Source organism: Caulobacter sp. KR2-114 (assembly GCF_049446115.1).
In the GTDB taxonomy this organism is placed as follows: domain Bacteria; phylum Pseudomonadota; class Alphaproteobacteria; order Caulobacterales; family Caulobacteraceae; genus Acaudatibacter.
Genome location: NZ_JBMSEC010000002.1, coordinates 978,482 through 998,803 on the forward strand (window position 1 = coordinate 978,482; position 20,322 = coordinate 998,803).

The 20,322-nt window shown below is 70.2% G+C and carries 23 protein-coding genes; 10 read left to right on the forward strand and 13 right to left on the reverse strand.

Annotated elements, in window-relative coordinates:
• Positions 1 to 16: 16 nt before the first annotated feature.
• From ACO2Q3_RS10850 to ACO2Q3_RS10860, 3 genes are all read right to left on the reverse strand, one after another.
• Positions 17 to 541 (reverse strand): hypothetical protein, encoded by a 525-nt coding sequence (locus ACO2Q3_RS10850; RefSeq protein WP_423306591.1) that lies wholly within the window; start codon positions 539 to 541, stop codon positions 17 to 19.
• Positions 542 to 706: 165 nt separating this feature from the next.
• Entirely contained in the window at positions 707 to 1,864 is a 1,158-nt protein-coding gene (locus ACO2Q3_RS10855; RefSeq protein WP_423306592.1) for a TDT family transporter, read from the reverse strand.
• 67 nt (positions 1,865 to 1,931) lie between these two features.
• The gene (locus tag ACO2Q3_RS10860) at positions 1,932 to 2,849 is read right to left on the reverse strand and encodes a LysR family transcriptional regulator (protein ID WP_423306593.1); all 918 of its coding nucleotides are present in this window, start codon (positions 2,847 to 2,849) and stop codon (positions 1,932 to 1,934) included.
• Positions 2,850 to 2,994: 145 nt separating this feature from the next.
• On the opposite strand from ACO2Q3_RS10860, the gene ACO2Q3_RS10865 reads away from it, so the two are divergent.
• Together ACO2Q3_RS10865 and ACO2Q3_RS10870 are read left to right on the forward strand one after the other, a co-directional pair.
• Positions 2,995 to 3,459, forward strand: coding sequence for a hypothetical protein (locus tag ACO2Q3_RS10865; RefSeq protein ID WP_423306594.1), 465 nt, complete (start codon positions 2,995 to 2,997; stop codon positions 3,457 to 3,459).
• 15 nt (positions 3,460 to 3,474) lie between these two features.
• The gene (locus tag ACO2Q3_RS10870; RefSeq protein ID WP_423306595.1) at positions 3,475 to 3,933 is read left to right on the forward strand and encodes a hypothetical protein; all 459 of its coding nucleotides are present in this window, start codon (positions 3,475 to 3,477) and stop codon (positions 3,931 to 3,933) included.
• Here ACO2Q3_RS10870 and ACO2Q3_RS10875 read toward each other — a convergent pair.
• Positions 3,899 to 5,413, reverse strand: a complete 1,515-nt coding sequence (locus ACO2Q3_RS10875) for a transglutaminase-like domain-containing protein (RefSeq protein WP_423306596.1) — start codon at positions 5,411 to 5,413, stop codon at positions 3,899 to 3,901. The two genes, ACO2Q3_RS10870 and ACO2Q3_RS10875, sit on opposite strands and share 35 nt — an antisense overlap.
• A gap of 11 nt (positions 5,414 to 5,424) precedes the next feature.
• Complete coding sequence (locus ACO2Q3_RS10880) at positions 5,425 to 5,976, reverse strand: helix-turn-helix domain-containing protein (RefSeq protein ID WP_423306597.1); 552 nt, start codon at positions 5,974 to 5,976, stop codon at positions 5,425 to 5,427.
• A 162-nt stretch (positions 5,977 to 6,138) separates the two neighbouring features.
• On the opposite strand from ACO2Q3_RS10880, the gene bdcA reads away from it, so the two are divergent.
• Positions 6,139 to 6,852, forward strand: coding sequence for an SDR family oxidoreductase (gene bdcA / locus ACO2Q3_RS10885; RefSeq protein WP_423306598.1), 714 nt, complete (start codon positions 6,139 to 6,141; stop codon positions 6,850 to 6,852).
• A gap of 163 nt (positions 6,853 to 7,015) precedes the next feature.
• Here bdcA and ACO2Q3_RS10890 read toward each other — a convergent pair whose 3' ends face one another.
• Positions 7,016 to 7,372 (reverse strand): ArsC family reductase, encoded by a 357-nt coding sequence (locus tag ACO2Q3_RS10890; RefSeq protein ID WP_423306599.1) that lies wholly within the window; start codon positions 7,370 to 7,372, stop codon positions 7,016 to 7,018.
• Positions 7,373 to 7,504: 132 nt separating this feature from the next.
• Here ACO2Q3_RS10890 and ilvD point away from each other — a divergent pair, with 132 nt between their 5' ends.
• A complete protein-coding gene (gene ilvD, locus ACO2Q3_RS10895) occupies positions 7,505 to 9,352 on the forward strand; it encodes a dihydroxy-acid dehydratase (RefSeq protein ID WP_423306600.1) in 1,848 nt (615 codons plus the stop codon).
• Positions 9,353 to 9,600: 248 nt separating this feature from the next.
• On the opposite strand, the gene ACO2Q3_RS10900 is transcribed toward ilvD, so the two are convergent.
• The 6 genes from ACO2Q3_RS10900 to ACO2Q3_RS10925 all read right to left on the reverse strand — a co-directional run bounded on the left by ACO2Q3_RS10900 (position 9,601) and on the right by ACO2Q3_RS10925 (position 13,977).
• On the reverse strand, positions 9,601 to 9,891 hold the full coding sequence (locus ACO2Q3_RS10900) for a putative quinol monooxygenase (protein WP_423306601.1): 291 nt from the start codon (positions 9,889 to 9,891) through the stop codon (positions 9,601 to 9,603).
• An 18-nt stretch (positions 9,892 to 9,909) separates the two neighbouring features.
• Entirely contained in the window at positions 9,910 to 10,053 is a 144-nt protein-coding gene (locus tag ACO2Q3_RS10905; RefSeq protein ID WP_423306602.1) for a hypothetical protein, read from the reverse strand.
• A gap of 13 nt (positions 10,054 to 10,066) precedes the next feature.
• Positions 10,067 to 10,849, reverse strand: coding sequence for an RNA polymerase sigma factor (locus ACO2Q3_RS10910; protein ID WP_423306603.1), 783 nt, complete (start codon positions 10,847 to 10,849; stop codon positions 10,067 to 10,069).
• A 106-nt stretch (positions 10,850 to 10,955) separates the two neighbouring features.
• Positions 10,956 to 11,366 (reverse strand): hypothetical protein, encoded by a 411-nt coding sequence (locus ACO2Q3_RS10915; RefSeq protein ID WP_423306604.1) that lies wholly within the window; start codon positions 11,364 to 11,366, stop codon positions 10,956 to 10,958.
• The gene (fliD, locus tag ACO2Q3_RS10920; RefSeq protein WP_423306605.1) at positions 11,350 to 13,056 is read right to left on the reverse strand and encodes a flagellar filament capping protein FliD; all 1,707 of its coding nucleotides are present in this window, start codon (positions 13,054 to 13,056) and stop codon (positions 11,350 to 11,352) included. The genes ACO2Q3_RS10915 and fliD overlap by 17 nt, the downstream gene beginning before the upstream one ends.
• A gap of 72 nt (positions 13,057 to 13,128) precedes the next feature.
• Positions 13,129 to 13,977 (reverse strand): flagellin, encoded by an 849-nt coding sequence (locus tag ACO2Q3_RS10925; protein ID WP_423306606.1) that lies wholly within the window; start codon positions 13,975 to 13,977, stop codon positions 13,129 to 13,131.
• Between the two features lie 226 nt (positions 13,978 to 14,203).
• On the opposite strand from ACO2Q3_RS10925, the gene ACO2Q3_RS10930 reads away from it, so the two are divergent.
• The 6 genes from ACO2Q3_RS10930 (at position 14,204) to ACO2Q3_RS10955 (ending at position 19,311) form a co-directional block, all read left to right on the forward strand.
• Positions 14,204 to 14,515: a flagellar hook capping FlgD N-terminal domain-containing protein gene (locus ACO2Q3_RS10930; RefSeq protein ID WP_423306607.1), complete on the forward strand. Its 312-nt coding sequence runs from the start codon at positions 14,204 to 14,206 to the stop codon at positions 14,513 to 14,515.
• 13 nt (positions 14,516 to 14,528) lie between these two features.
• Complete coding sequence (gene flgE, locus ACO2Q3_RS10935; RefSeq protein ID WP_423306608.1) at positions 14,529 to 15,830, forward strand: flagellar hook protein FlgE; 1,302 nt, start codon at positions 14,529 to 14,531, stop codon at positions 15,828 to 15,830.
• A gap of 3 nt (positions 15,831 to 15,833) precedes the next feature.
• Entirely contained in the window at positions 15,834 to 16,154 is a 321-nt protein-coding gene (locus ACO2Q3_RS10940; RefSeq protein WP_423306609.1) for a hypothetical protein, read from the forward strand.
• A 4-nt stretch (positions 16,155 to 16,158) separates the two neighbouring features.
• Entirely contained in the window at positions 16,159 to 17,892 is a 1,734-nt protein-coding gene (gene flgK, locus ACO2Q3_RS10945; RefSeq protein WP_423306610.1) for a flagellar hook-associated protein FlgK, read from the forward strand.
• Positions 17,893 to 17,897: 5 nt separating this feature from the next.
• Complete coding sequence (locus tag ACO2Q3_RS10950; RefSeq protein WP_423306611.1) at positions 17,898 to 18,809, forward strand: flagellin; 912 nt, start codon at positions 17,898 to 17,900, stop codon at positions 18,807 to 18,809.
• Between the two features lie 70 nt (positions 18,810 to 18,879).
• Entirely contained in the window at positions 18,880 to 19,311 is a 432-nt protein-coding gene (locus ACO2Q3_RS10955; RefSeq protein ID WP_423306612.1) for a hypothetical protein, read from the forward strand.
• A 22-nt stretch (positions 19,312 to 19,333) separates the two neighbouring features.
• Here ACO2Q3_RS10955 and ACO2Q3_RS10960 read toward each other — a convergent pair whose 3' ends face one another.
• The gene (locus tag ACO2Q3_RS10960) at positions 19,334 to 20,314 is read right to left on the reverse strand and encodes a hypothetical protein (RefSeq protein WP_423306613.1); all 981 of its coding nucleotides are present in this window, start codon (positions 20,312 to 20,314) and stop codon (positions 19,334 to 19,336) included.
• Positions 20,315 to 20,322: the final 8 nt, after the last annotated feature.

Consider the following 20,322-nt stretch of genomic DNA (forward strand, 5'->3'; position numbering starts at 1 on the left):
CCGTCTGCTGACAGCCTCAGACCGTGGCGGGCCGGATCGCGGCGCCCGAGCCGCGCTCGGCCGGGTGGAAGTTGCGCACCGCCAGCCAGCCCGCGGCGATGGCGGCCACCAGCAGCAGGCCCTGGGCGATGGCGAACGGCGGCTCGGTTCCCTTGGGCGCCAGGGCGTTGAGGAAGGCGATCTTCTGGAACGCCTGCACCACGCCGACGAAGCAGTTGAAGTACAGGGCGAGGACCGCCGTCACGACATAGGCCAGGCGCCAGCGCCCGGCCAGGTGGCGGCCGTAGAGGGCGACCAGCGCCACCAGCAGCACCACCAGCGAGATGGCGCCGACGATGTGCGGCGGTCCGATGGCCTTGGAATGGAACAGGAAGCCCGTGGCGCTGGTCGCCACGGTCGTGGCCAGGAAGGTGGCGGTCCAGCCGCCGAGGTCCTTGCCGGCGATCATCGCCACCAGGGCGACCAGGCCGGCGCCGATGCCGACCAGGCTGATCAGCACGTGCACGAGGGTGAAGGTGGCGACCGACAGTCCGAGGATCATGCTCCAGGCCCCAGCATCGCGGCCAGCGCCCCACGGCCGGCCAATACCTTGGGACTATGCGGCGCCATGCGCGCGAGGCCAGCGCCGACGATCCCCTCCGGCCGACGCGGCGGCGGCTTCAGACAACCGGGGGCAGGCCGGGGCAAAGGCGCGCCGGGCGCGCGCTCACCGCGCCACGCCGTCCTCGGCCAGGCAGGGCGCCGAGAACAGCTCGCCCCGCCAGGCGCCGGCCAGGGTGCGGCCAGCGACCAGCACCCAGATCGCCGCCAGGGCGGCGACCAGCAGCTGGGCGAAGCCGGTCAGGGCCGGGATCGGCAGCAGCGCCGCCAGCCGCAGGGTGGCCGCGGCGAAGACGCCCAGCGGGAAGGTGTAGGCCCACCAGCCGAGATTGAACGGCAGGCCGCCTTTCAGGTAGCGAAGCGTGGTCATCACCGCCATGGCCATCCACCACAGGCCGTAGGCCCACAGCAGCAGGCCGCCGATCAGGTCGACCCCGCGGGCCGCGCCGGCGACGTCGGCCAGGCCGGCGCCCGCCAGGATCGGGCTCGCCCCGCCCAGCACCAGCAGGCCCAGGGCGCCGGTGCCGATCGGCCCCAGGGCCAGCCAGTTGCTGGCGGCCATCGCGACGGGCGGCAGGCTGTGCGCCACCATGCGCAGGAACAGGATCGCCAGCACGCCGAGGGCCATCGGCACGGACAGCGCCCACAGGGCATAGCCGGCGACCAGGGTCTGCAGCCGGTCGGCCGGGTCGGCCAGGCGCGGCGCCAGCAGGCCTGCCGTGACGGCCGCCACCTCACAGGCGACGATCGGCAGCAGCCACACCGCGGTCATCTTCTCCAGGCTGTGGCCCTGGCGGGTGAACATCAGGAACGGCACGGCCAGCCCGCAGGCGACCGAGAGGCCGGCGTCGACCCGCCAGAGCAGCTGCGCCCCCTCCACGGCCGCCTGGCCCCAGCGCGGCGCACCGAACAGCAGCAGGCCGTTGACGATCGTCGCCAGCCCCATGGGGATGCAGCCGAAGTACATCGACATCAGCGCGTGGCCGAAGATCCGGCGCGCCTCGCCCGGGAACATCACCCAGCGCGCGGCGTAGAGCGCGGCGAACAGGCCGAAGAGCCCGATGTTCAGCCCCCAGAGCCCTTCGGCGAGCCCGCGCGTCCAGGCCGGCGCGCCCGGGACCTGGGCCAGGGTGAGGGACAGGATGCCGGTGCCCATGGTGGCGGCGAACCAGTTGGGGGTGAACTGGCGGATCACCTCGCGCGGGCTGGCCAGCGCCGCCAGGGGGCGCAGGCGAAAGGCGGAGGCAAGGGCGACGCCGGTCATGGGGAATCTCCGGTCCGGATGGCCCTCCCCTATCGCGCCGGATCGCTGTTCAATTCCAACGCAAGTTTCAGCTAAAAACGTTCGATATAGCAGAACGATCTGGTCCCTGCAGACCTGCGGCGACCTGCAGGAACGCCTCGCCTGCCCGGCTGCGATAGCGCTGGCGATGGCGCAGCCGCCAGAAGGCGCGCGGCGCCACGGCGAACGGCACCTCGACCAGCGAGCCCAGCTCCAGGCCGACCGTGACGACGCTGCGCGAGATCAGGGTTGCGCCGGCGCCCGCCCGCACCGCCGACCGCACCGCCTCGTTGCCCGGCAGCACCATGGCCAGCGGCAGGCCGTCCAGCGCCAGGCCGCGCGTCCGCAGGGCGCCCTCCAGCGCCGCGCGGGTGCCGGAGCCGGCCTCGCGCACCACCCACTCGCTGGCGGCGAGGTCCTTGGGCTCGGCGGTCAGGCCGGCCCAGGGGTGGTCCCGGCCGACCACCAGGCACAGCGGATCGTGATCCATCACCACCCGCTCGAGCGCGGGATCGTCCACCTCGCCCTCGACCAGGCCCAGTTCGGCGTCGCCCTCCGCGACCGCCCGCGTCACGTCGCTGGTGTTGCCGATCGCCACCTGCAGCGCGATCCCGGGATAGGCCTTGTGGAAGGCGGCCAGCCGGGCGGGCAGCCAGTAGCTGGCGATGGTCTGGCTGGCGTGGATGCTCAGGCGCCCACGCGACAGGTCGCCCAGATCGGCCAGCGCCGCCTCGGCCGCCGCCGCCCGGGCGAGCACCGCCCGCGCCTCGTCGAGGAACACCGCGCCGGCCGGATTGAGCACGATGGACCGGCCGACCCGGTCGAACAGCGCCACCCCGTGGCGCGCCTCCAGCGCCGTCACGGCGCTGCTCACCGCCGACTGCGTCAGGTTCAGCGCGTGCGCCGCGCGGGTCACATGCTGGCGCTCGGCGACGGCGACGAAGATGCGGAGCTGCTCGAGGGTCATGTGATCAAACGTAACCTGCGCAGACGGGCGCGCCCAGGCGCGAATACCTATCGACGATTGAGTTACGCAAGGTTAGCCTGCGGCCACAACCTCGCGGAACGCGCGCCGGGCCGGGCGGCGCAAGACGGGGTCAGGAGAGGAACGGGTGGCTGTCTTCCCAAGGATTCAGAGTCCCTGCCCCTATCAGGACAATCTCGCCGCCATCATGGAGGGCGACGTTTGCCGCATGTGCAAGCGCCAGGTCTTCGACCTGACCGCGATGAGCGATGACCAACGGGTCGACTTCCTCTCCGCCTGTACTGGCGAAGTCTGCGTCTCGTACCGGCTGCCGGTCCAGATCGCCGTGGCCGCCGCACTGGCCACAGCAGCCGTGTCAGCTCCCATGGCCGCCGCCGCCCAGGACGCCGCCACGCTCGCCGACCTGGTCGTCGTCGCCGGCGGCATCAAGGACCCGGCGAACGTGAAGTTCGTCGAGGCGGCTGACTCCAAAGCAGCCGCGTTACCCACGGTGTACGAGGACGCGCCGCCTCCGACGGTTGCTACGAGCGCCAAGGCTGCCGCGGCGCCCGCCAAGGCCTCCACGCCGCAAGCCGCACACAACGCAACCTGAATTCGGGAGCCTCAAATGGCCGTCTTTCCGAAGATCCAGAGCCCCTGTCCCTACAAGAGCCAGTTGGCCGAGGTGATGCAGGGCGACTTCTGCCGCATGTGCAAGCGGCAGGTCGTTGCGCTGGACGCGATGAGCGACGGCGAGCGCGTGGCGTTCCTGAGCGCCTGCCAGGACGAGGTCTGCGTCTCCTACCGCCTGCCGGTCGGCATCGCTGTAGCGGCGGCGACTGCCGCCGCGGCGCTGGCCACGCCCTTGGCGGCAGCCGCACAGGACGCTACGCCGGCCACGATCGACGTGCTGGTCATCGGCGGCATCAAGGATCCGGCGAACGTGAAGTTCATCGAACATGCCGACGCTGCGCCGGCCCTGCCCACCGTCTACGAGGACGCCCCGGCGGCGGTGGCGACCACCCAGGCGGCCAAGGCTTTGCCAGCCCCGGTCACCGCCCCGGCGAAGGCTCCGAAGGCGTCCTGACCGGCGGCGCCGGGACGGCGGGTCCGCCCGCGTCGCGCCGCTTCACCTCGGCCATGCTCTTCCACACCAGCAGGCTGGCCAGCTGCGCGCCGGCGTTCACCGAGCGCGCATCGCCGTCGCCGGCGTTGAGCGCGATGTGCGTGCTGTCGAAGCCGGCGTCGACAGCGGCGTCGAAGCTCATCCAGTGGCCATCGACGAAGGCCAGGGTCCAACTGTGCGGCATGAAGGCGTTCGAGACGCCGTGGTACTGCTCGCTGGAATAGATCAGCCCGTTGGCCACTCGTGTCGGGATGCCTGCCGCCCGACCCAACGCCGCCAGCAGAACAGCCGTCTCCGTGCAATCGCCGCGTCGCCGCTGCAACGCCTCCAGCGCCGAGAAGTGGCCGTTGAAGTCGACGGTGGAGATCCTGGCGTTCGTGATCCTGGTCAGAATCTCCATCTTGCGCGTGTCGCTCAGCTTCAGCTTCGCCACCGGCGCGGCGATGGCGCGGATGCGCGGATCGTCGCTTTGCAGCCATGCGGTTGGCCGCAGGGCGTCGGCCAGGGTCGCGGAATCCGTGGCTAGGCCCGGTCCACAGCCCTTGCAGATGTCGAGCACCATGCCATCATCGTCGGCGACGACCCGCTGCTCCCCAGTCTGGGGCGGCGCAAAGGCAAGGCCGTCCTCGAAGCCGAACCGGTAGCGCATGTGGCCGACGGCCGCGGCGTCGGGGATATGGTAAGGCGACTTGCGCATCACCGAGGCCAGCAGCCGGTACGGGGGATGCGGCGCCTGCGCCGTGGCCTGGTCGACGGCCGAGACGGTGAACCGCCCGCCCAGCATCGGCTGCACGGCGCGCGTCACCTGACCACCCTGATCCAGTAGCAGCCGGGAAACCGCTACCAGGCTCTCGCCATCGTACCGCTCGCGGCGCACCGCCCGCAGGTTCGGCGGGTCATCCGGGCGGGGCGGGGCGATCTCGTAGACCACGCGTTCCACCGCCATGTCGTCGGCATCGAAGTCCTTGAGCTCAAGGCGGGGCGCGCCGGACGCCAGCCAGGCGCCCAGCATGTCCTCGCCGCCGTCGAAGCGCACGTCGGCAGGCAATGCCACCACGACGGTGCGACGGTCGAACGCCGTGGCGTGCACGATCACCGCCTTTGGCCCCTGGATGCGGGCGGTGTTGCGGGTCCACGATCCATCCACCGTGGAGAGGCTGTCGAGCAATACGGTATGGCCGGCGCGGTCCTCCCGACGGACGCTGCGGGCTGTCAGATGCCCAGGCAAGTGTCCCGGTTCGGCGAGGACGATGTCCTGCTGGGCCGCGACCTCAACGCCCTCGCCGATGGCCATACGGCTTTCGCTGGCCCACCCCAGCACCGCCCCGTCCTCTCCGGCGATCCGATACCAGTGCGCGTCGGTCGTCGCGGCGGACGCAGCCGCCGGCGCCAGGGTCACGCCGGCGACCACCGCCGCCAGCCACCGCCTGCCACGCCGCATCGGCATCGGCTTCAGCCCTCCCCGGCCGCCTCTCTTCGGAAGGCCCGGATCGAGGCCTCCGCAAACGCCTCCAGCGTAGCGCGATCGGCGCCGTCGCGCGCGGCCGCCGACATGCCGGCCAGCGCAATGTTGACGAACGCCGTCAGCCGCTCAGCCAGGCCAGGATGCTCCGCCGGCGGATAGCGTCGCCGAAGGAACGACGTCAGGCGCCGGATCGCCTCCGTCTTGATCGCAGCCGTCAACGCGCGGGCTTCGGGGTCGGCGCTGTTGCGCGCGCCGTCGATCACCAGGCAGCCCGCGACGCCGTCGCGCAACGGATAGACCTGCGCCGCCCGGCGTAACATGCCGGCCGCGATCGCTTCGGCCGACGCGTCCTCACCCTCCTGCGCCAAGGCGTAGGCGAACAGGTTGGCCTCCCCGCCCTGATATCGTTCCAGCGCCTCGTGGAACAAGCCGGCCTTGCTGCCGAACGCCGCGTAGAAGCTCGGCGGCTTAACCCCCAGGGCGGCCCCCAGCTCCGCCACGCCGACGGCGTCGTAGCCGCGGGCATGGAACAGCCTCATCGCCGTCTCCACGGCCTGCTCGCGGTCGAAGCCCCGTGGCCTGCCGCGATGGGGCGCAACAGGGGATGCGGAACTATTTTTAGCGCTCACTACAGATGTCCTCTTGCGGTCGCCCGCGGGGTAAATATGTAGTGGCCGCTATACAAACTCAAGGAGGCCGTCATGGCTGGCTTTTCGGACAAGAACATCCTGGTGCTCGGCGGCAGCCGCGGGATCGGGGCGGCGATCGTGCGGCGCTTCGCGGGCGACGGCGGCAAGGTCGCCTTCACCTATGCGGGCTCGGAAGACGCCGCCAGGGCCCTGGCCGCCGAGACCGGGAGCGAGGCGCTGAAGGTCGACAGCGCCGACCGCGACGCGGTGATCGCCGCCGTGGCGGCGCGCGGGCCGCTGGACGTGCTGGTGGTCAACGCCGGCGTGGCGATGATCGGCGACCCCCTGACCCTCGACCCCGATGCGGTCGACCGGATGATCGACATCAACGTCCGCTCGCCCTACCACGCCGCCGTCGAGGCGGCGCGCACGATGCGCGACGGCGGGCGGATCATCGTCATCGGCTCGGTGAACGGCGACCGGGTGCCCTTCGCCGGCGGCGCGGCCTACGGCCTGACCAAGTCGGCGGTGCAGGGCCTGGTGCGCGGCCTGGCCCGCGACTTTGGCGACCGCGGCATCACCGTCAACGCCATCCAGCCGGGCCCTGTGGACAGCGACATGAACCCGGCCGACGGGCCGATGGCCGGCCTGATGCACTCGTTCATGGCCATCAAGCGCCACGCCCACGCCGACGAGATCGCCGAGTACGCCGCCTATATCGCCGGCCCGCACGCGGCGATGATCACCGGCTCGCTGCAGACCATCGACGGCGGGTTCGGGGCCTAAAAAGTCGAACGACCGTTCTCTCTCGTCACCCCGGCCAAGCGAAGCGCCGAGCCGGGGCCGGCCCCTCCGCCGCCCAGACGCCATCCAGCTGGAAGGCGGCGCCGCCGGCCCCGGATCTCCGCCGCTGCGCGGCTGCGTCCGGGGTGACGACGGCGATTGCAACTCAGCCGAACCGCGCCGCGTAGGCGGCCGGCTTGAAGCCGACCAGCGGCGCGCCTTCGCCGGTCTCCAGCACCGGGCGCTTGATCATCGAGGGCTGGGCCAGCATCAGCGCGATGGCCTTGGCCTCGTCGATGCCGGTCTTGTCGGCGTCCGGCAGCTTGCGGAAGGTCGTGCCGGCGCGGTTCAGCAGCAGCTCCCAGCCGACCGCCTTGGCCCACGCCTGCAGCTTCGCCCGGTCGACGCCCACGGCCTTGTAGTCGTGGAAGGCGTAGGCCACGCCGTGGCCCTCGAGCCAGTCGCGGGCCTTCTTCATGGTGTCGCACTGCTTGATCCCGTAGATTGTCACCGGGCCGGCCATACTGGCTCCATTCCTCTTCAGTCCACGCCCAGCCTATAGCGCAAAGCCGGATCAATTGGCCTTGCCCTCTTGAGCTTCGCGCCCACCTGGGGGAGAGGAACCCTGCATCGTTCCCGCCTGAAAGCGCACCCCATGCCCGCCTACCGCTCCCGCACCTCGACCCACGGCCGCAACATGGCGGGCGCCCGCGGCCTGTGGCGCGCCACCGGCATGAAGGACGGCGACTTCGGCAAGCCGATCATTGCGGTGGTCAACTCGTTCACCCAGTTCGTGCCGGGCCATGTGCACCTGAAGGACCTGGGCCAGCTGGTCGCGCGGGAGATCGAGCGCGCCGGCGGCGTGGCCAAGGAGTTCAACACCATCGCCGTGGACGACGGCATCGCCATGGGCCACGACGGCATGCTCTACAGCCTGCCCTCGCGCGAGCTGATCGCCGACAGCGTGGAATACATGGCCAACGCCCACTGCGTGGACGGCCTGGTCTGCATCTCCAACTGCGACAAGATCACCCCCGGCATGCTGATGGCCTCGCTGCGCCTCAACATCCCCTCGGTGTTCGTCTCCGGCGGGCCGATGGAGGCCGGCAAGGTGATGCTGAAGGGCAAGGAAGTCGCCCTCGACCTGATCGACGCCATGGTCGCGGCCGCCGACGACGCGATCAGCGACGAAGAGGTCGCCAACATCGAGCGCGCCGCCTGCCCCACCTGCGGCTCGTGCTCGGGGATGTTCACCGCCAACTCGATGAACTGCCTGACCGAGGCGCTGGGCCTTTCGCTGCCGGGCAACGGTTCGGTGCTGGCCACCCACGCCGACCGCGAGCGGCTGTTCCTGGAAGCCGGCCACACCATCGTCGACATCGTCCGCCGCTATTACGAACAGGACGACGCCTCGGTGCTGCCGCGCTCGGTGGCCAGCTTCGCGGCGTTCGAGAACGCCATGAGCCTGGACATCGCCATGGGCGGCTCGACCAACACCGTGCTGCACCTGCTGGCCGCGGCCAGCGAGGCGGGCGTCGACTTCACCATGGCCGATATCGACCGGCTCTCCAGGAAGGTGCCGTGCCTGTCCAAGGTCGCGCCGGCCAAGTCCGACGTGCACATGGAAGACGTCCACCGCGCCGGCGGCGTGATGGCGATCCTGGGCGAACTGGAGCGGGCGGACCTGCTGAACACCGACGCCCCGACCGTGCACAGCGCCAGCCTGGGCGAGGCGCTGCAGCGCTGGGACATCCGCCGCAGCAATAGCGCCAGCGTGCACGAATTCTTCCGCGCCGCCCCCGGCGGCGTGCCGACCCAGACCGCTTTCAGCCAGTCGCGCCGCTGGAAGGAGCTGGATCTGGACCGCAAGGGCGGGGTGATCCGCGACGTCGAGAACGCCTTTTCCAAGGACGGCGGCCTGGCCGTGCTGTTCGGCAACCTGGCCACCGAGGGCTGCATCGTGAAGACCGCCGGGGTCGACGAGAGCATCCTGGTGTTCGCCGGCCCGGCGCGGGTGTTCGAGAGCCAGGACGACGCCGTCAGCGCCATCCTCGGCAACCGCATCAACCCCGGCGACGTGCTGGTGATCCGGCATGAAGGTCCGCGTGGCGGCCCCGGCATGCAGGAGATGCTGTATCCGACCAGCTACCTGAAGTCGAAGGGCCTGGGGAAGGCCTGCGCCCTGATCACCGACGGGCGCTTCTCGGGCGGCACCTCGGGCCTGTCCATCGGCCACGTCTCGCCGGAAGCGGCGGAAGGCGGCCTGATCGGCCTGGTGGAGGACGGCGACCGCATCGAGATCGACATCCCCAATCGCTCGATCCACCTGGCGGTGGCCGACGCGGTGCTGGCCGAGCGGCACGCGACGATGGTGGCCAAGGGCGACGACGCCTGGAAGCCCGGCCACCGCGACCGCAAGGTCTCCCCGGCCCTGCGCGCCTACGCCGCCTTCACCACCAGCGCCGCCCGCGGCGCGGTGCGCGACGTGGACCAGAAGCGGTAGCGCTGCAGGCGGCGTCGAGACAGTTGCCGCCTCCTGCCTCCCCTCCACCGTCATCCCCGGGCGAAAGTCCCGGGGATCCATGAACACGGCAAGCGCAGTCGCGAGCGGCAGCGGAGCGTCACTCGGATGGCAGCCGCAGGCGTGTGGCGCGCCCTTCGAAGCGCGCCAAACGGTCTCCCGTGTTCATGGACCCTCGGGACTTACGCCCGAGGGTGACGGCAGGGAAAATTCGGATTGACCGTCTGCCGTCACGCGACGGTAAGCGGATCCAGCACCAAAGCCGTGCGCTCGGCCAGGTCGTTGATCTTCGACAGATAGGCCTGGAAGTGCGCCGTGGCGCGGTGCGAGGCGACGGCGGCGGCGTCGACGTAGAGCTCGTCCAGCACGAAGCGGTTCGCATCGGCCTGGTCCTGCCACAGGTCGTAGCGCAGATTGCCGGCCTCGGCGCGGCTGGACGCCAGCATGCCGTCCAGCAGGGTGCGCAGAGCCTCCGCCTTGCCCGGCCGGGCGGTGAGAACGGCGACGATCTTCACGGCCATGCGGGGCCCCTCGGCCTGCTATCGGACCGCGGCGTTGCGGCGCTTGGCGTCGGGCGCCGGGCCGGCGGCGCGGGGCGGCTGGTCCTCTTCGGCGCTGGCCTGGGCAAAAAAGTCCTGCGCCTCGGCAGAGGTGCGCAGCAGTTCCAAAGCGGGCGAAATCATGGCGGCAGGCCACCTATCGACGACAGGCCCGTACCGCAGAAGCATGTCCCTGAATTCCGAAACTGTCATGATCTGTCGTCTTGGCCTGCCTGCTCAAACGCTCACGGAGCGTCTGCTTGCCCCGCTTCAGCAGGGCGCGCACCGCCTGTTCGGAGCATCCCATCCCGGCCGCGATCGACGCTACATCACGCCCCTCGAAATAGAAACCGCGCAAGGCTGTCGCCTGGTTCCCGGGCAGGCGCGCAATCTCCAGCTTGAGCGCACGCGCGGAGTCAGCATCGTCGACCGCCCGCTCCTGGTCGCTTGAGACATTGTCGGCGGCCATGGCGTCACAGGCGGCGATGATGGCTTCCATAGGCTGCGGCGTGGCCCGCCTGGACCTGCGCTTGTCTATCGCCTTGTTGATCGAAACCCGGTAGAGCCAGGTGCTGAACTTGGCGCTGTGCAGAACTACGGCGCCTCTGTTGCGCCACAGCGAGACGAACACCTCCTGAACCACATCCTCGGCCTCGCCGCGGTCGCTGAGGATGTTCATCGCCAGGCGCCCGACCATCGCCGAGTGACGCGCCATCAGCGCGTGGAAGGCGCGGTGGTCGCCGGCGCGGAGGCGCTCGCAGAGGACCTCGTCGCTCTCCGCCCCCGTCACAATTCCTACGGGAACGCAGCAAGCGTCAGCTTTCGTTGCAAGTTTGACCGCCTTGAATCCATGTCGGTCACAATTCATTTCACGTCTGTTTGCTTCAGACTCGCCGCCGCCCTGTAATGATGTGTTGTCATTGTCGATTTCACACATCATGATCACCCTCGATATTTGACCTTCGAGGGAAATCAGTGCAGGAATTGTGCCAACTATACTTGTCGCGCCGGTCGACGCCCGGGCGAGCACTGCCCCGGCGGCGCGACTAGAGGGCTGCGCGCATTTTCCGGCAGAACCGGGCCAGCAGCTCGGCGATTCGCTCGAATTCCGCAGCCACGTCGTTGCGCCGGCCAGCCCGGCGCACACGCTCGTAGAGATGGCCGTAGAAACCGGCGAGCATCGCGCTCCCGGCCCCGTCCCCCGCCCCCCCGTCTCCCGCCCCAAGGATATCGGTCTGCAGGGCGAGCAGCACCTGCATGCAGCGGGTCTGGCGTCGGCACATCTGGTCCAGCCGTCCCTCCGCGTAGGCACGTCTTGCCGCCAGCAGTTCGCCGCACAACGTCTCGTGCAGCGTCAGGCTGGCCTCGCGCGGCGACAGGGTGGCGCGGGCGATGGCGGCGTAGGCGCGAAGCCCCTGCGCCACGGCCGGGGCAAGGGCGTCAGTTGCTCTTTGCATTCAGCACCGCCTGGATTTCCTGCTGCACGATCTGGGCGGCGGAGATCTCCGTCTCCATCTTCGCGTACTTGTTGATGAGCTGGGTCTGATAGGCGTCGGCGTCGCTGCGGATGCTCGAGGACCGCGCCGACAGGGTGCTGTCGGTGGCCGTCAGGCCGGAGATCTGTGTCTGGATCAGTCCGCCCGAGGTGTCGCCGAACTGCCGGGCGAGGTTCACCAGGCTGTCGGCCAGGCCCTGGTTCAGGGTCACGCTGATCGACGTATCGGCGCTGGCGTTGATCGCCAGGGTCAGGCCGGCGTAGGGCGTGCCCGCCGCCCCGATCAGCTCGTTGCCCGACACCGTGAACAGGCCCGACTGGCCGTTCACCGTGGCGCCGGTGACGCCGTTGGCATCGGCGGTGATGTCCAGGGTGAAGCTGAGCGAACCCGTCCCCGAATTGCCGATCAGGCGCAGCGCGCTGTTGCTGGTGGTGTAGCTGGACTGGAAGAAGCCCTGCACCGCGGCGGCGTTCGACGAGAGGGCGTCGGCGAGGGCCGCGGGGTCGCTGAGCTGCAGGTCGTTTGAACCGTCGAAGGTGACGCCCAGCTGGCTGAGATGGCCGATCGTTGCGCCAGATGCGCCGCTGCCCCCGGTGAGCAGGCCGCCGAGCGCGGTGTTCAGCGCGCGCAGGGTGCTGTCGGCGAACAGATAGGCGGTGGAGGCCACCGCGCCGTCCGATCCCACGCTCTCCTGGGCGGCCATGTAGTCATGCAGGTTGTTGTAGGCGCTGATGAAGGCCTGCACCGCGCTGGTCACCGCCGAGGTGTCCTGGCCGATGGTCATGGTCAGGGTGTCCGAGCCGGTGGTGACGCCCGACAGGTTCAGGGTCACGCCGGGCAGGACGTTGGCCACCGTGTTGCTGGCGCTGGAGATGCTGGTTCCATCCAGGGTGAACACCGCGTCCTGGGCCGGCTGCAGCACGGTGGCGAACGCGCCGTCCGCGCCGGTCAGGCCGAGCCCGCCCAGCACGTCGCCGCCGGACGCCGCGGCGGCGGATATCGCCTGGCCGGTGTCGGCGCCCGAAAGCACCAGGCGGTAGCTGCCGCTGGACACCTGCACCAGCGTCGCGTCGACCCCGGTGGTCGCCGACTGGGCGTTGATGGCGCCGGCGACGTCCGACAGGCTCATGCCCGCTGTGACCTGGATGGTCGCGGCGGTCCCGTCGGCGGCGGACAGGGTGAAGCTTCCCGCCAGGTTCAGGGCGCTGTCCTGGGCCATGGCCGCGCCGGCGACCTTCATGCTCTTGGCCAGCTGAGAGACGGTGATGTCGTAGCTGCCGGCCGCGGCCGCGCCGGTGGTGTCGACGCTGGGGATGTTGCCGGCGGTCACCGCGCCGTCCGAGGCGGTGACGCTGGCGGTGGTTCCCGCCCAGGCGCTGGTGGTCCCGCTGGACAGGTTGGCGGCCGAGGCCAGGGCGTCGACCGAGGACGACAGGGCGTTCAGCAGGGTCTGGACGTCGGCATAGGCCGAGATCCGGTTCTTGTTGGCGGTGACCTGGGCGTCGATGCTGTCGGCGACCTTGGTCTTGGTGGCCACGGCGGCCGACACCAGGGAGGCGGTGTCCAGGCCCGAGGCAGACGAGGCGATATAGGTCGTCGACCCTGAGGTGACGACGGCGCCGCTGCTGGTGGTCGCCGATGTGCTGGTCATCGCCCTCGCCCCTCTTGCGCGCCCGCGGGACGCCCCATGTTCGGGAACGCCCCGCTTCGCGCGGACCTGCCGCTATTGCAGGACCTTGAGCAGTTCCCCCTGCATCGCGTTCGCCTCGGTCAGGGCGCTGACCGCGGCGCTCGTGAGCGTCTGCTCGTTGGTGTAGGTCGTCTGCTCGGCGGACAGGTCCACGTCGCTGATCGCCGAGCTGGCGGACTGCAGGTTGGTGATCGACGTCGAGATCGTGTCGCCGGTGTACTGCAGCTGCTCCAGCTGGGCGCCCACGGACGCCCGGTCGGTGGAGATCGACTGGATGTCGGTGGTCAGCGTGCTCATGGCCGTGGTGGCGCCGGTCCCCGTGGTCACATCCAGGCCCTTCAGCGCCGTGATCATCGAGGTCAGGTCGCTCAGCTTCACCGAGATGGTGTCGCTGGAACTCGTCCCGGTCAGGAAGGTGGCCCCCAGGGTCGAGGTGAAGGCGCTGGTGGTTCCGTCGGCGTTGGTGGTCGACAGCAGGGCCTGACCGTTGAAGGTGGTCTGGGTGGCGATGTTGGAGATTTCCGTCGCCAGGGCCGAGAACTCCGTCTGGATGTCCGACAGGCTGCTGGCGTCCGACGAACCCGACTGCGCCTGGGCGGCCAGGGCCTTCATCCGGGTCAGCACGTCGGAGATGTTCGACAGCGCGCCGTCGGCGGTGTTGAGCACCGACTCGCCGTTGGTGGTGTTGGTGGCGGCCTGCTGCAGCACGGCCAGGTCGGACTTCATGTTGGTGCTGATCGCCAGGCCTGCGGCGTCGTTGGCCGCCGAGGTGAGGTTCGAGCCGCTGGAGATCTTGGCCAGGGCGGCGCTCTCCGCGGCCGAGTTCTGGTTGAGGTAAGCCAGCGCGGTGTTCGCCGCGATGTTGGTGCTGATGGTAGGCATCGGGCCCCCTTCGTCGTTCAGGTTCCGGCGCCGGTGATCCGCCGCCGGGAAGCGCCCGCCTGGTTCTCCAGCGACACGCCATCTGGCCCTTGGACGTTGGGACCCCGCGACTTGGGGCGCGAAAACGTCGCCTGAGGCGCGAAATTATTTCCGCCCCATTTGCCGCCCCCCGCCCGTCGAACCGCGAAACGGCCCTCGCGCCGTCTCCTGATCAACGGGGATAGACATGACTTCCGCTGTCACTTCGACCGGCGCCTCGGCCACCGGCGCCTCTTCCGTCAGCTCGACGTCGGCGAGCTCGGCCAGCGCCACGGAAAACCAGTTCCTCAGCATCCTGACCACGGAGCTGACCAACCAGGATCCGACCAACGCGATGGATCCGACGACCTTCGCCAGCCAGCTGGTGAGCTACGCGGGCCTGGAACAGCAGATCACCACCAACAGCAAGCTCGACGGCATCACCACCCTGCTGACGTCGTTGCTCGCCAGCCAGGACAGCGGCTCCAGCGCCGCCGCCTCCGGCGCGACGTCGAGCTGAGGCGGCCGCACCCATGAGCCTCAACTCCGCCCTCAACTCCGCCGTCTCCGGCCTGCGCGCGCAGAGCAGCGCCCTGTCGGCGATCTCCAGCAACATCGCGAACGCCTCGACCACCGGCTACAAGGTCGAGGGGGTCACCTTCGACTCCCTGGTGTCCGCCAGCGCGGCGACCAGCACCAGTCTGTCGTCGTCGGACGCCAGCACCGGCGACGGGGTGTCGACCTCGACCTATCGGGACATGACCAGCCACGGCGAGGTCACCTCGACCACCGACTCGACCAACATGGCCATCGACGGCACCGGCTTCTTCGTGGTGTCGGGCTCGACCACCGACGTGGCGCCGGCGACCGACCTCTATACCCGCGACGGCAGCTTCGACACCGACGGCAACGGCTATCTGGTGAACTCCAGCGGCGACTTTCTGCTGGGCTACGCCACCGACGCCAGCGGCGCGCCGACCAACGCCAGCGCGGGGACCCTGTCGGGTCTGCAGCCGGTGCAGATCCCAACCACCACCACGGTGGCGGCGACCACCACGGCCTCGATGGCGGCCAATCTGCCGGCGGGCCTGGCGGTGGGGTCCAGCGTCACCTCGTCGATGGAGGTGGTGGACTCCCTGGGCGTCACCCAGACCATCGGCCAGACCTGGACCAAGACGGCGGCCAACACCTGGACGCTGACCCTGGCCAATCCCTATTCCACCGACCCGTCGACCTCGACCGGCACGATCAGCCCCAGCTCGATCACCGTCAATTTCGACGGCAACGGGGTGCTGACCTCCACCAACCCGGACCCGGTGAGCCTGACCCTGAGCGGCATGACCTCCGGGGCGGCCGACAGCACCTTCTCGCTGAACCTCGGCACGGCGGGCAAGACCGACGGCCTGACGCAGTACGCCTCCAGCGACTCCACCAACGAGATCTCGATCACCAGCAACACCCATGACGGGTCGACGGCCGGCTCGCTGTCTTCGGTGTCGGTGGGCGACGACGGCCTGATCACCGCCAAGTACTCGAACAACACCAGCATCATCGTCGCCAAGGTGCCGGTGGCCACCTTCGTCAACCAGCAGGGCCTGTCGCAGCTGTCCGGCTCGACCTTCATGGCCAGCAACAACTCCGGCAGCGCCGTGCTGTCGTCGGCCGGCGCCGACGGGGCCGGCTCGATCGTCGGCAGCGCCCTGGAGGCCTCGGCCACCGACACGGCCACCGAGTTCAACAAGATGATCGTCGCCCAGCAGGCCTATTCGGCCGCCGCCCAGGTGGTGACCTCAGTGGAAAAGATGTTCCAGACCCTCATCCAGACGATGGGCTAGGCCATGGCGAGCCTGGACGCCTATCTGCGTCGCGCCGCCGCCTCGCAGCGCGCCGACTTCACCCTGCCGGTGATCGACACCGCCGAGGAGGCCATCGCCGTGGTGCGCGAGGTGGCCGAGCGGCTGCGCACGCTGGAGCCCGACCAGCAGCTGTGCCTCGCCAGCGACCTGAAGCGCCTCTCGCAAGCCATGGCCCAGCGGGTCCAGCGCCTGCGTCGGGACCAGGGGACCTTGCGCCAGCGCATCCTGCAGGCCCGCACCGCCCGCAGCCGCCACGACGCCTACGCCGCAGCGGGCCGCCCGCCCGGCAAGCCGCCCGTCTGACGTCATGTCGCTGAACTCGATCCTGCTGACGGCCGGCGTCGCGCTGCAGAACACGCAGTACCAGATCGCCACGGCCACAGAGAACGTCGCCAACGCCTCGCAGACCGGGGCGACACAGAAGACCTGGGAAAACACCTCCCCGGCCAGCGATTGGGTGGCCCTCAGCCAGGGCCAGGTGGTCCGCGCGGCCGACGCCTACCTCAGCCGGACCGTCAACAGCTCGGCCGCCGCCAGCGGCGCCTCGAGCGCCATCGCCAGCGCGCTGCAGAACTACGACAGCGCCCTGGGCAGCGTGGCCAACGGCGACGACGTCTCCAGCCTGCTGACAAGCTTCCAGACGGCCCTGAGCACCCTGGCCTCCTCGCCCTCCAGCGCCGCCGACAAGGCCTCGGTGGTCACCGCCGCCGCCAACCTGGCTTCCGGGATCGGCGGCCTGTCCTCGTCCATCCAGACCCTGCGCACCCAGGCCAGCAGCGACATCGGCACGACGGTGACGGCGATCAACAGCGATCTGAAGACGCTGCAGGGCCTCAACGCCCAGATCGCCGCCGCGGGCGCCACCGGCGCGGACACCTCCAGCCTGCTCGACCAGCGCGACAGCGCGCTTTCCGACCTGTCCTCGAAGATGGGCGTGCAGTCCTACGTCAACGGCGCCGGGCAGCTGGTGGTCTACGACCAGGGCGGCGACCAGCTGCTGGGCGACCAGGCGGCCACCCTCAGCTATGCCGACAACGGCCAGCTCGGCGCCGGGACGAGCTATCCCGGCGCGATCGGCGGCATCATGGTGGGAGGCAAGGATATCACCGGGACGGTGACCACCGGGGCCCTCGGCGGCCTGATCCAACTCCGCGACAGCCTCCTGCCGGCCCAGCAGGACCAGCTGGATCAGATGGCCTCCAGCCTCATCGCCACCGCCAACACCGCCGCCAACGCCGGCACGGCCTTTCCGGCGCCGTCCAGCCTCGCCAGCAACGCGACGGTCTCGGGCTCGGACGCCTTTTCCGCCACGGGCGTGGTGCGGATCGCGGTCACGTCGTCCAGCGGCGCCGTCATCTCGTCCACCGACCTCGACCTGTCCGCCTACAGCAGCGTCTCGGACCTTCTGACGGGCCTGAACGGCATCAGCGGCGTCAGCGCCTCGATCGACGGGTCGGGCAAGCTGACCCTCCAGGCGACCGGCGCCGGCGCAGGGATCGCCCTCGGCGGCATGACCAGCAGCGTCGGGGCGTCGGGCCAGTCGTTCTCCGACTATTTCGGCTTCAACGACCTCTTCACCGGCGACAGCGCCGCCACCATCGCCGTGTCGCCGACGCTCGCCGCCGATCCTTCGGACCTGCCCACCGGAACACTGAGCAGCGCCTCGGTGCTGGCGGCCGGGGCCAGCGGCGTCACCGCCAGCGACGCCAGCGCCATCACCGGCCTGTCCGGCGCCCTGACCACCGCCAGATCCGTCGCCGCCGACGGGACGGCCAAGGCGACGACGTCGACCCTGACGGACCTGGCCACGAACTTCGTCGCCAACGCCGCCTCGGTGATCTCCGCGGCCTCCAGCCGGTCCGACAGCGACGCATCCGTCCTGTCGGCGGCGCAGAACGCGCTTTCCAACGCCACCGGGATCAACGTCGACCAGCAGACCGCCCTGCTGACCCAGTACCAGAACCAGTACGAGGCCACCGCCCAGCTGATGGCCTCGGCCAAGGCGATGTACGCCACCCTGATCTCGATGATGCAGGCCTGAACGCCATGATCGGACGCGTCGCCAGCTTCTCGGAAGTCACCTACCTGATGAGCCTGAACCAGCGGACCCAGGCGAAGATGTCCGACGCCCAGGTCCAGGAGGCTTCGGGCTACAAGGCCCAGACCTGGGGTGGGCTGGGCGGCGGGGACGCGGCCCAGGTGCTGCGGATCGACAACCAGATCGCCCGGCTGAACGCCGACAGCGACTCGGCCACCACCGCCCTCTCCAGCCTGCAGGAGACCTATTCGGTGATGGGCAGCGTCACCAGCCTGGGCTCGACCATCCTCTCGAACCTCTCCAGCTTCATGAGCGCCACGGGGACCGACAGCACCACCCTGTCCGGCGACGCCCAGTCGTGGATGAACCAGCTGACCACCCTGCTGAACACCCAGTACGCCGGCGGCTATCTGTTCTCGGGCACGGCCAGCGACACGGCGCCGGTTAACGTCGGCACCGCCAGCTATGCGCCGACGGCCGACCCGACGTCGGCGGACACCGGCTACTATCAGGGCGCCGCCGGCGGCTCGACCTTCTACGGGGCCGACGGCTTCAGCGTGAAGACCTCGGTGCAGGCCAGCGACCCGGGGTTCGAGAAGATGCTGCGCGGGCTGTCGATGCTGATCGCCGACCCCGGCTCGTCCAGCAACATCAGCGCCGCCTACGACCTGATCCAGCAGGGCTCGGCCGCCGTCGGCGAGAGCCAGGCCACGGTTTCGTCCAACACCACGGCGCTGACCAACTACCAGCAGGACTCGACCAGCAAGATCACCACCCTGACCACCCTGCAGACCAGCCTGCAGGGCGCCGACCTGTCCGCCGCCACGGTGCTGCTGACCAACTATCAGACGCAGCTGGAGGCGAGCTATTCCACCATCAGCAAGCTGATGGGCGACAGCCTGTCGAAATATCTCACCTGAGCGCCCCATCCGGCCGGCCTGCGCCGTCAAAACGGTCAACAGCCCGCAGTTCCGCGTCCGGAGGCCGCCCATGTCCGACATCCCCTCGCCCCGCCTCGCCCCCGCCGCCGACACCGGCGCCCCCGCCTCGGGGCCGGCCGCGCGGCCGCAGGAGCTCGGACACATCCTCGACACCGCGGCGATCGCCGAGGCCGCCAGCCGCGCGGCCTATGTGGTGCTGGCCGACACCAAGGGCCGCCTGCGCCGCACCGAGGCGGCCCTGGCCCTGGTGATGACCGCCTTCATGGCCCTCGACGACGAGCGCTGCGACTTCGTCCGCTTCCGCCTGGCGCAGGAACTGCGCCGCATGGCCGCCATTCCCGCCGCCGCGGCGGAGATCGCCGGCTGCGAGCACGACGACGTCGACCCGAGCCTGCTGACGGCCCTGGCCTCGCACGTGTTCGGCGAGGCGTCCGGCGACGCCTGGGCGCCCATCCCGCCTTCGGCGAGCGCCATGCAATAGGCGGCGGCCGGCCACCGCGCCGTCAGGCCACGGCCGGACCGGGCTTGGGCTCCAGGCTCCAGCGGCGGATCTGGTCCAGTTCGGCGGCGGTCAGCACACCGGCCCTGTGCAGGGCCAGGAACTCCTCGGAGACCCCGACCCCGAACACCAGGGCGTCGTCGCTGTTCACCGTCACCCGCACCCCGGCGTCGTACAGCACGCGGATCGGATGATGCTCCATGCGGCCCACCACGCCCAGCATCACGTTCGACGTCGGGCAGACGTTCAGCGGGATCTGATGGTCGGCCAGGAACCGCATCACCGCCGGCGAGGCGGCGGCGGCCACCCCATGCTGGACCTCGTCCAGCTCCAGAACCTCCACGGCGCGCCAGACGTCGTCGGCGCTGCCCCATTCGCCCACGTGCGCCTTCAGCCGCAGGCCCTGCTCGCGGCAGGCGCGGTAGAGCGGCTGGAACACCTCGATCGGCTGGGCGTCCTCCTGGCCCGACAGGTCCAGCGCCCGCCAGCCGCCGGCCTCCAGGAACGGCGTCAGCCAGGCCCACAGCCAGGCCGGCTTGCAGTGGCGCGAAAAGCCCAGCTGGGGCGTCCATTCGATGTCCGGACAGATCTCGTCCCGGGCCGCGGCGATGCGGTCGAACAGCGCCGGCGCGTCGCCGGCGCCCTGGGTGATGTACCAGACGTCGTTGCCGAACTCGACGCGGCTGAGGCCGTCGCGGCACGCCCGCACGAACGCGCCCCGCCAGCCCAGTTCCTGGCCGGCCTCGCCCTTGAACAGGTCGGCGACGTTGGCCGCGGTCCAGGCGTCCATCTGCGCCAGCGCGGTCAGGGGCTGGCGCAGCGGGACGATGTCGCGGCCGGTCTGTTCGGCCAGCCAGGCGCGATCGCCGCCGAACGGGCCATGCGTGTGCGCCTCCCCTTTCGGGACCTGCCGCACGCCGGCCAGATCGCCGGCCTCCAGCGCGGCGACGAAGGCTTCGGACTGCGCGCGGTCGTCAGGGGTCACCGCGCCGT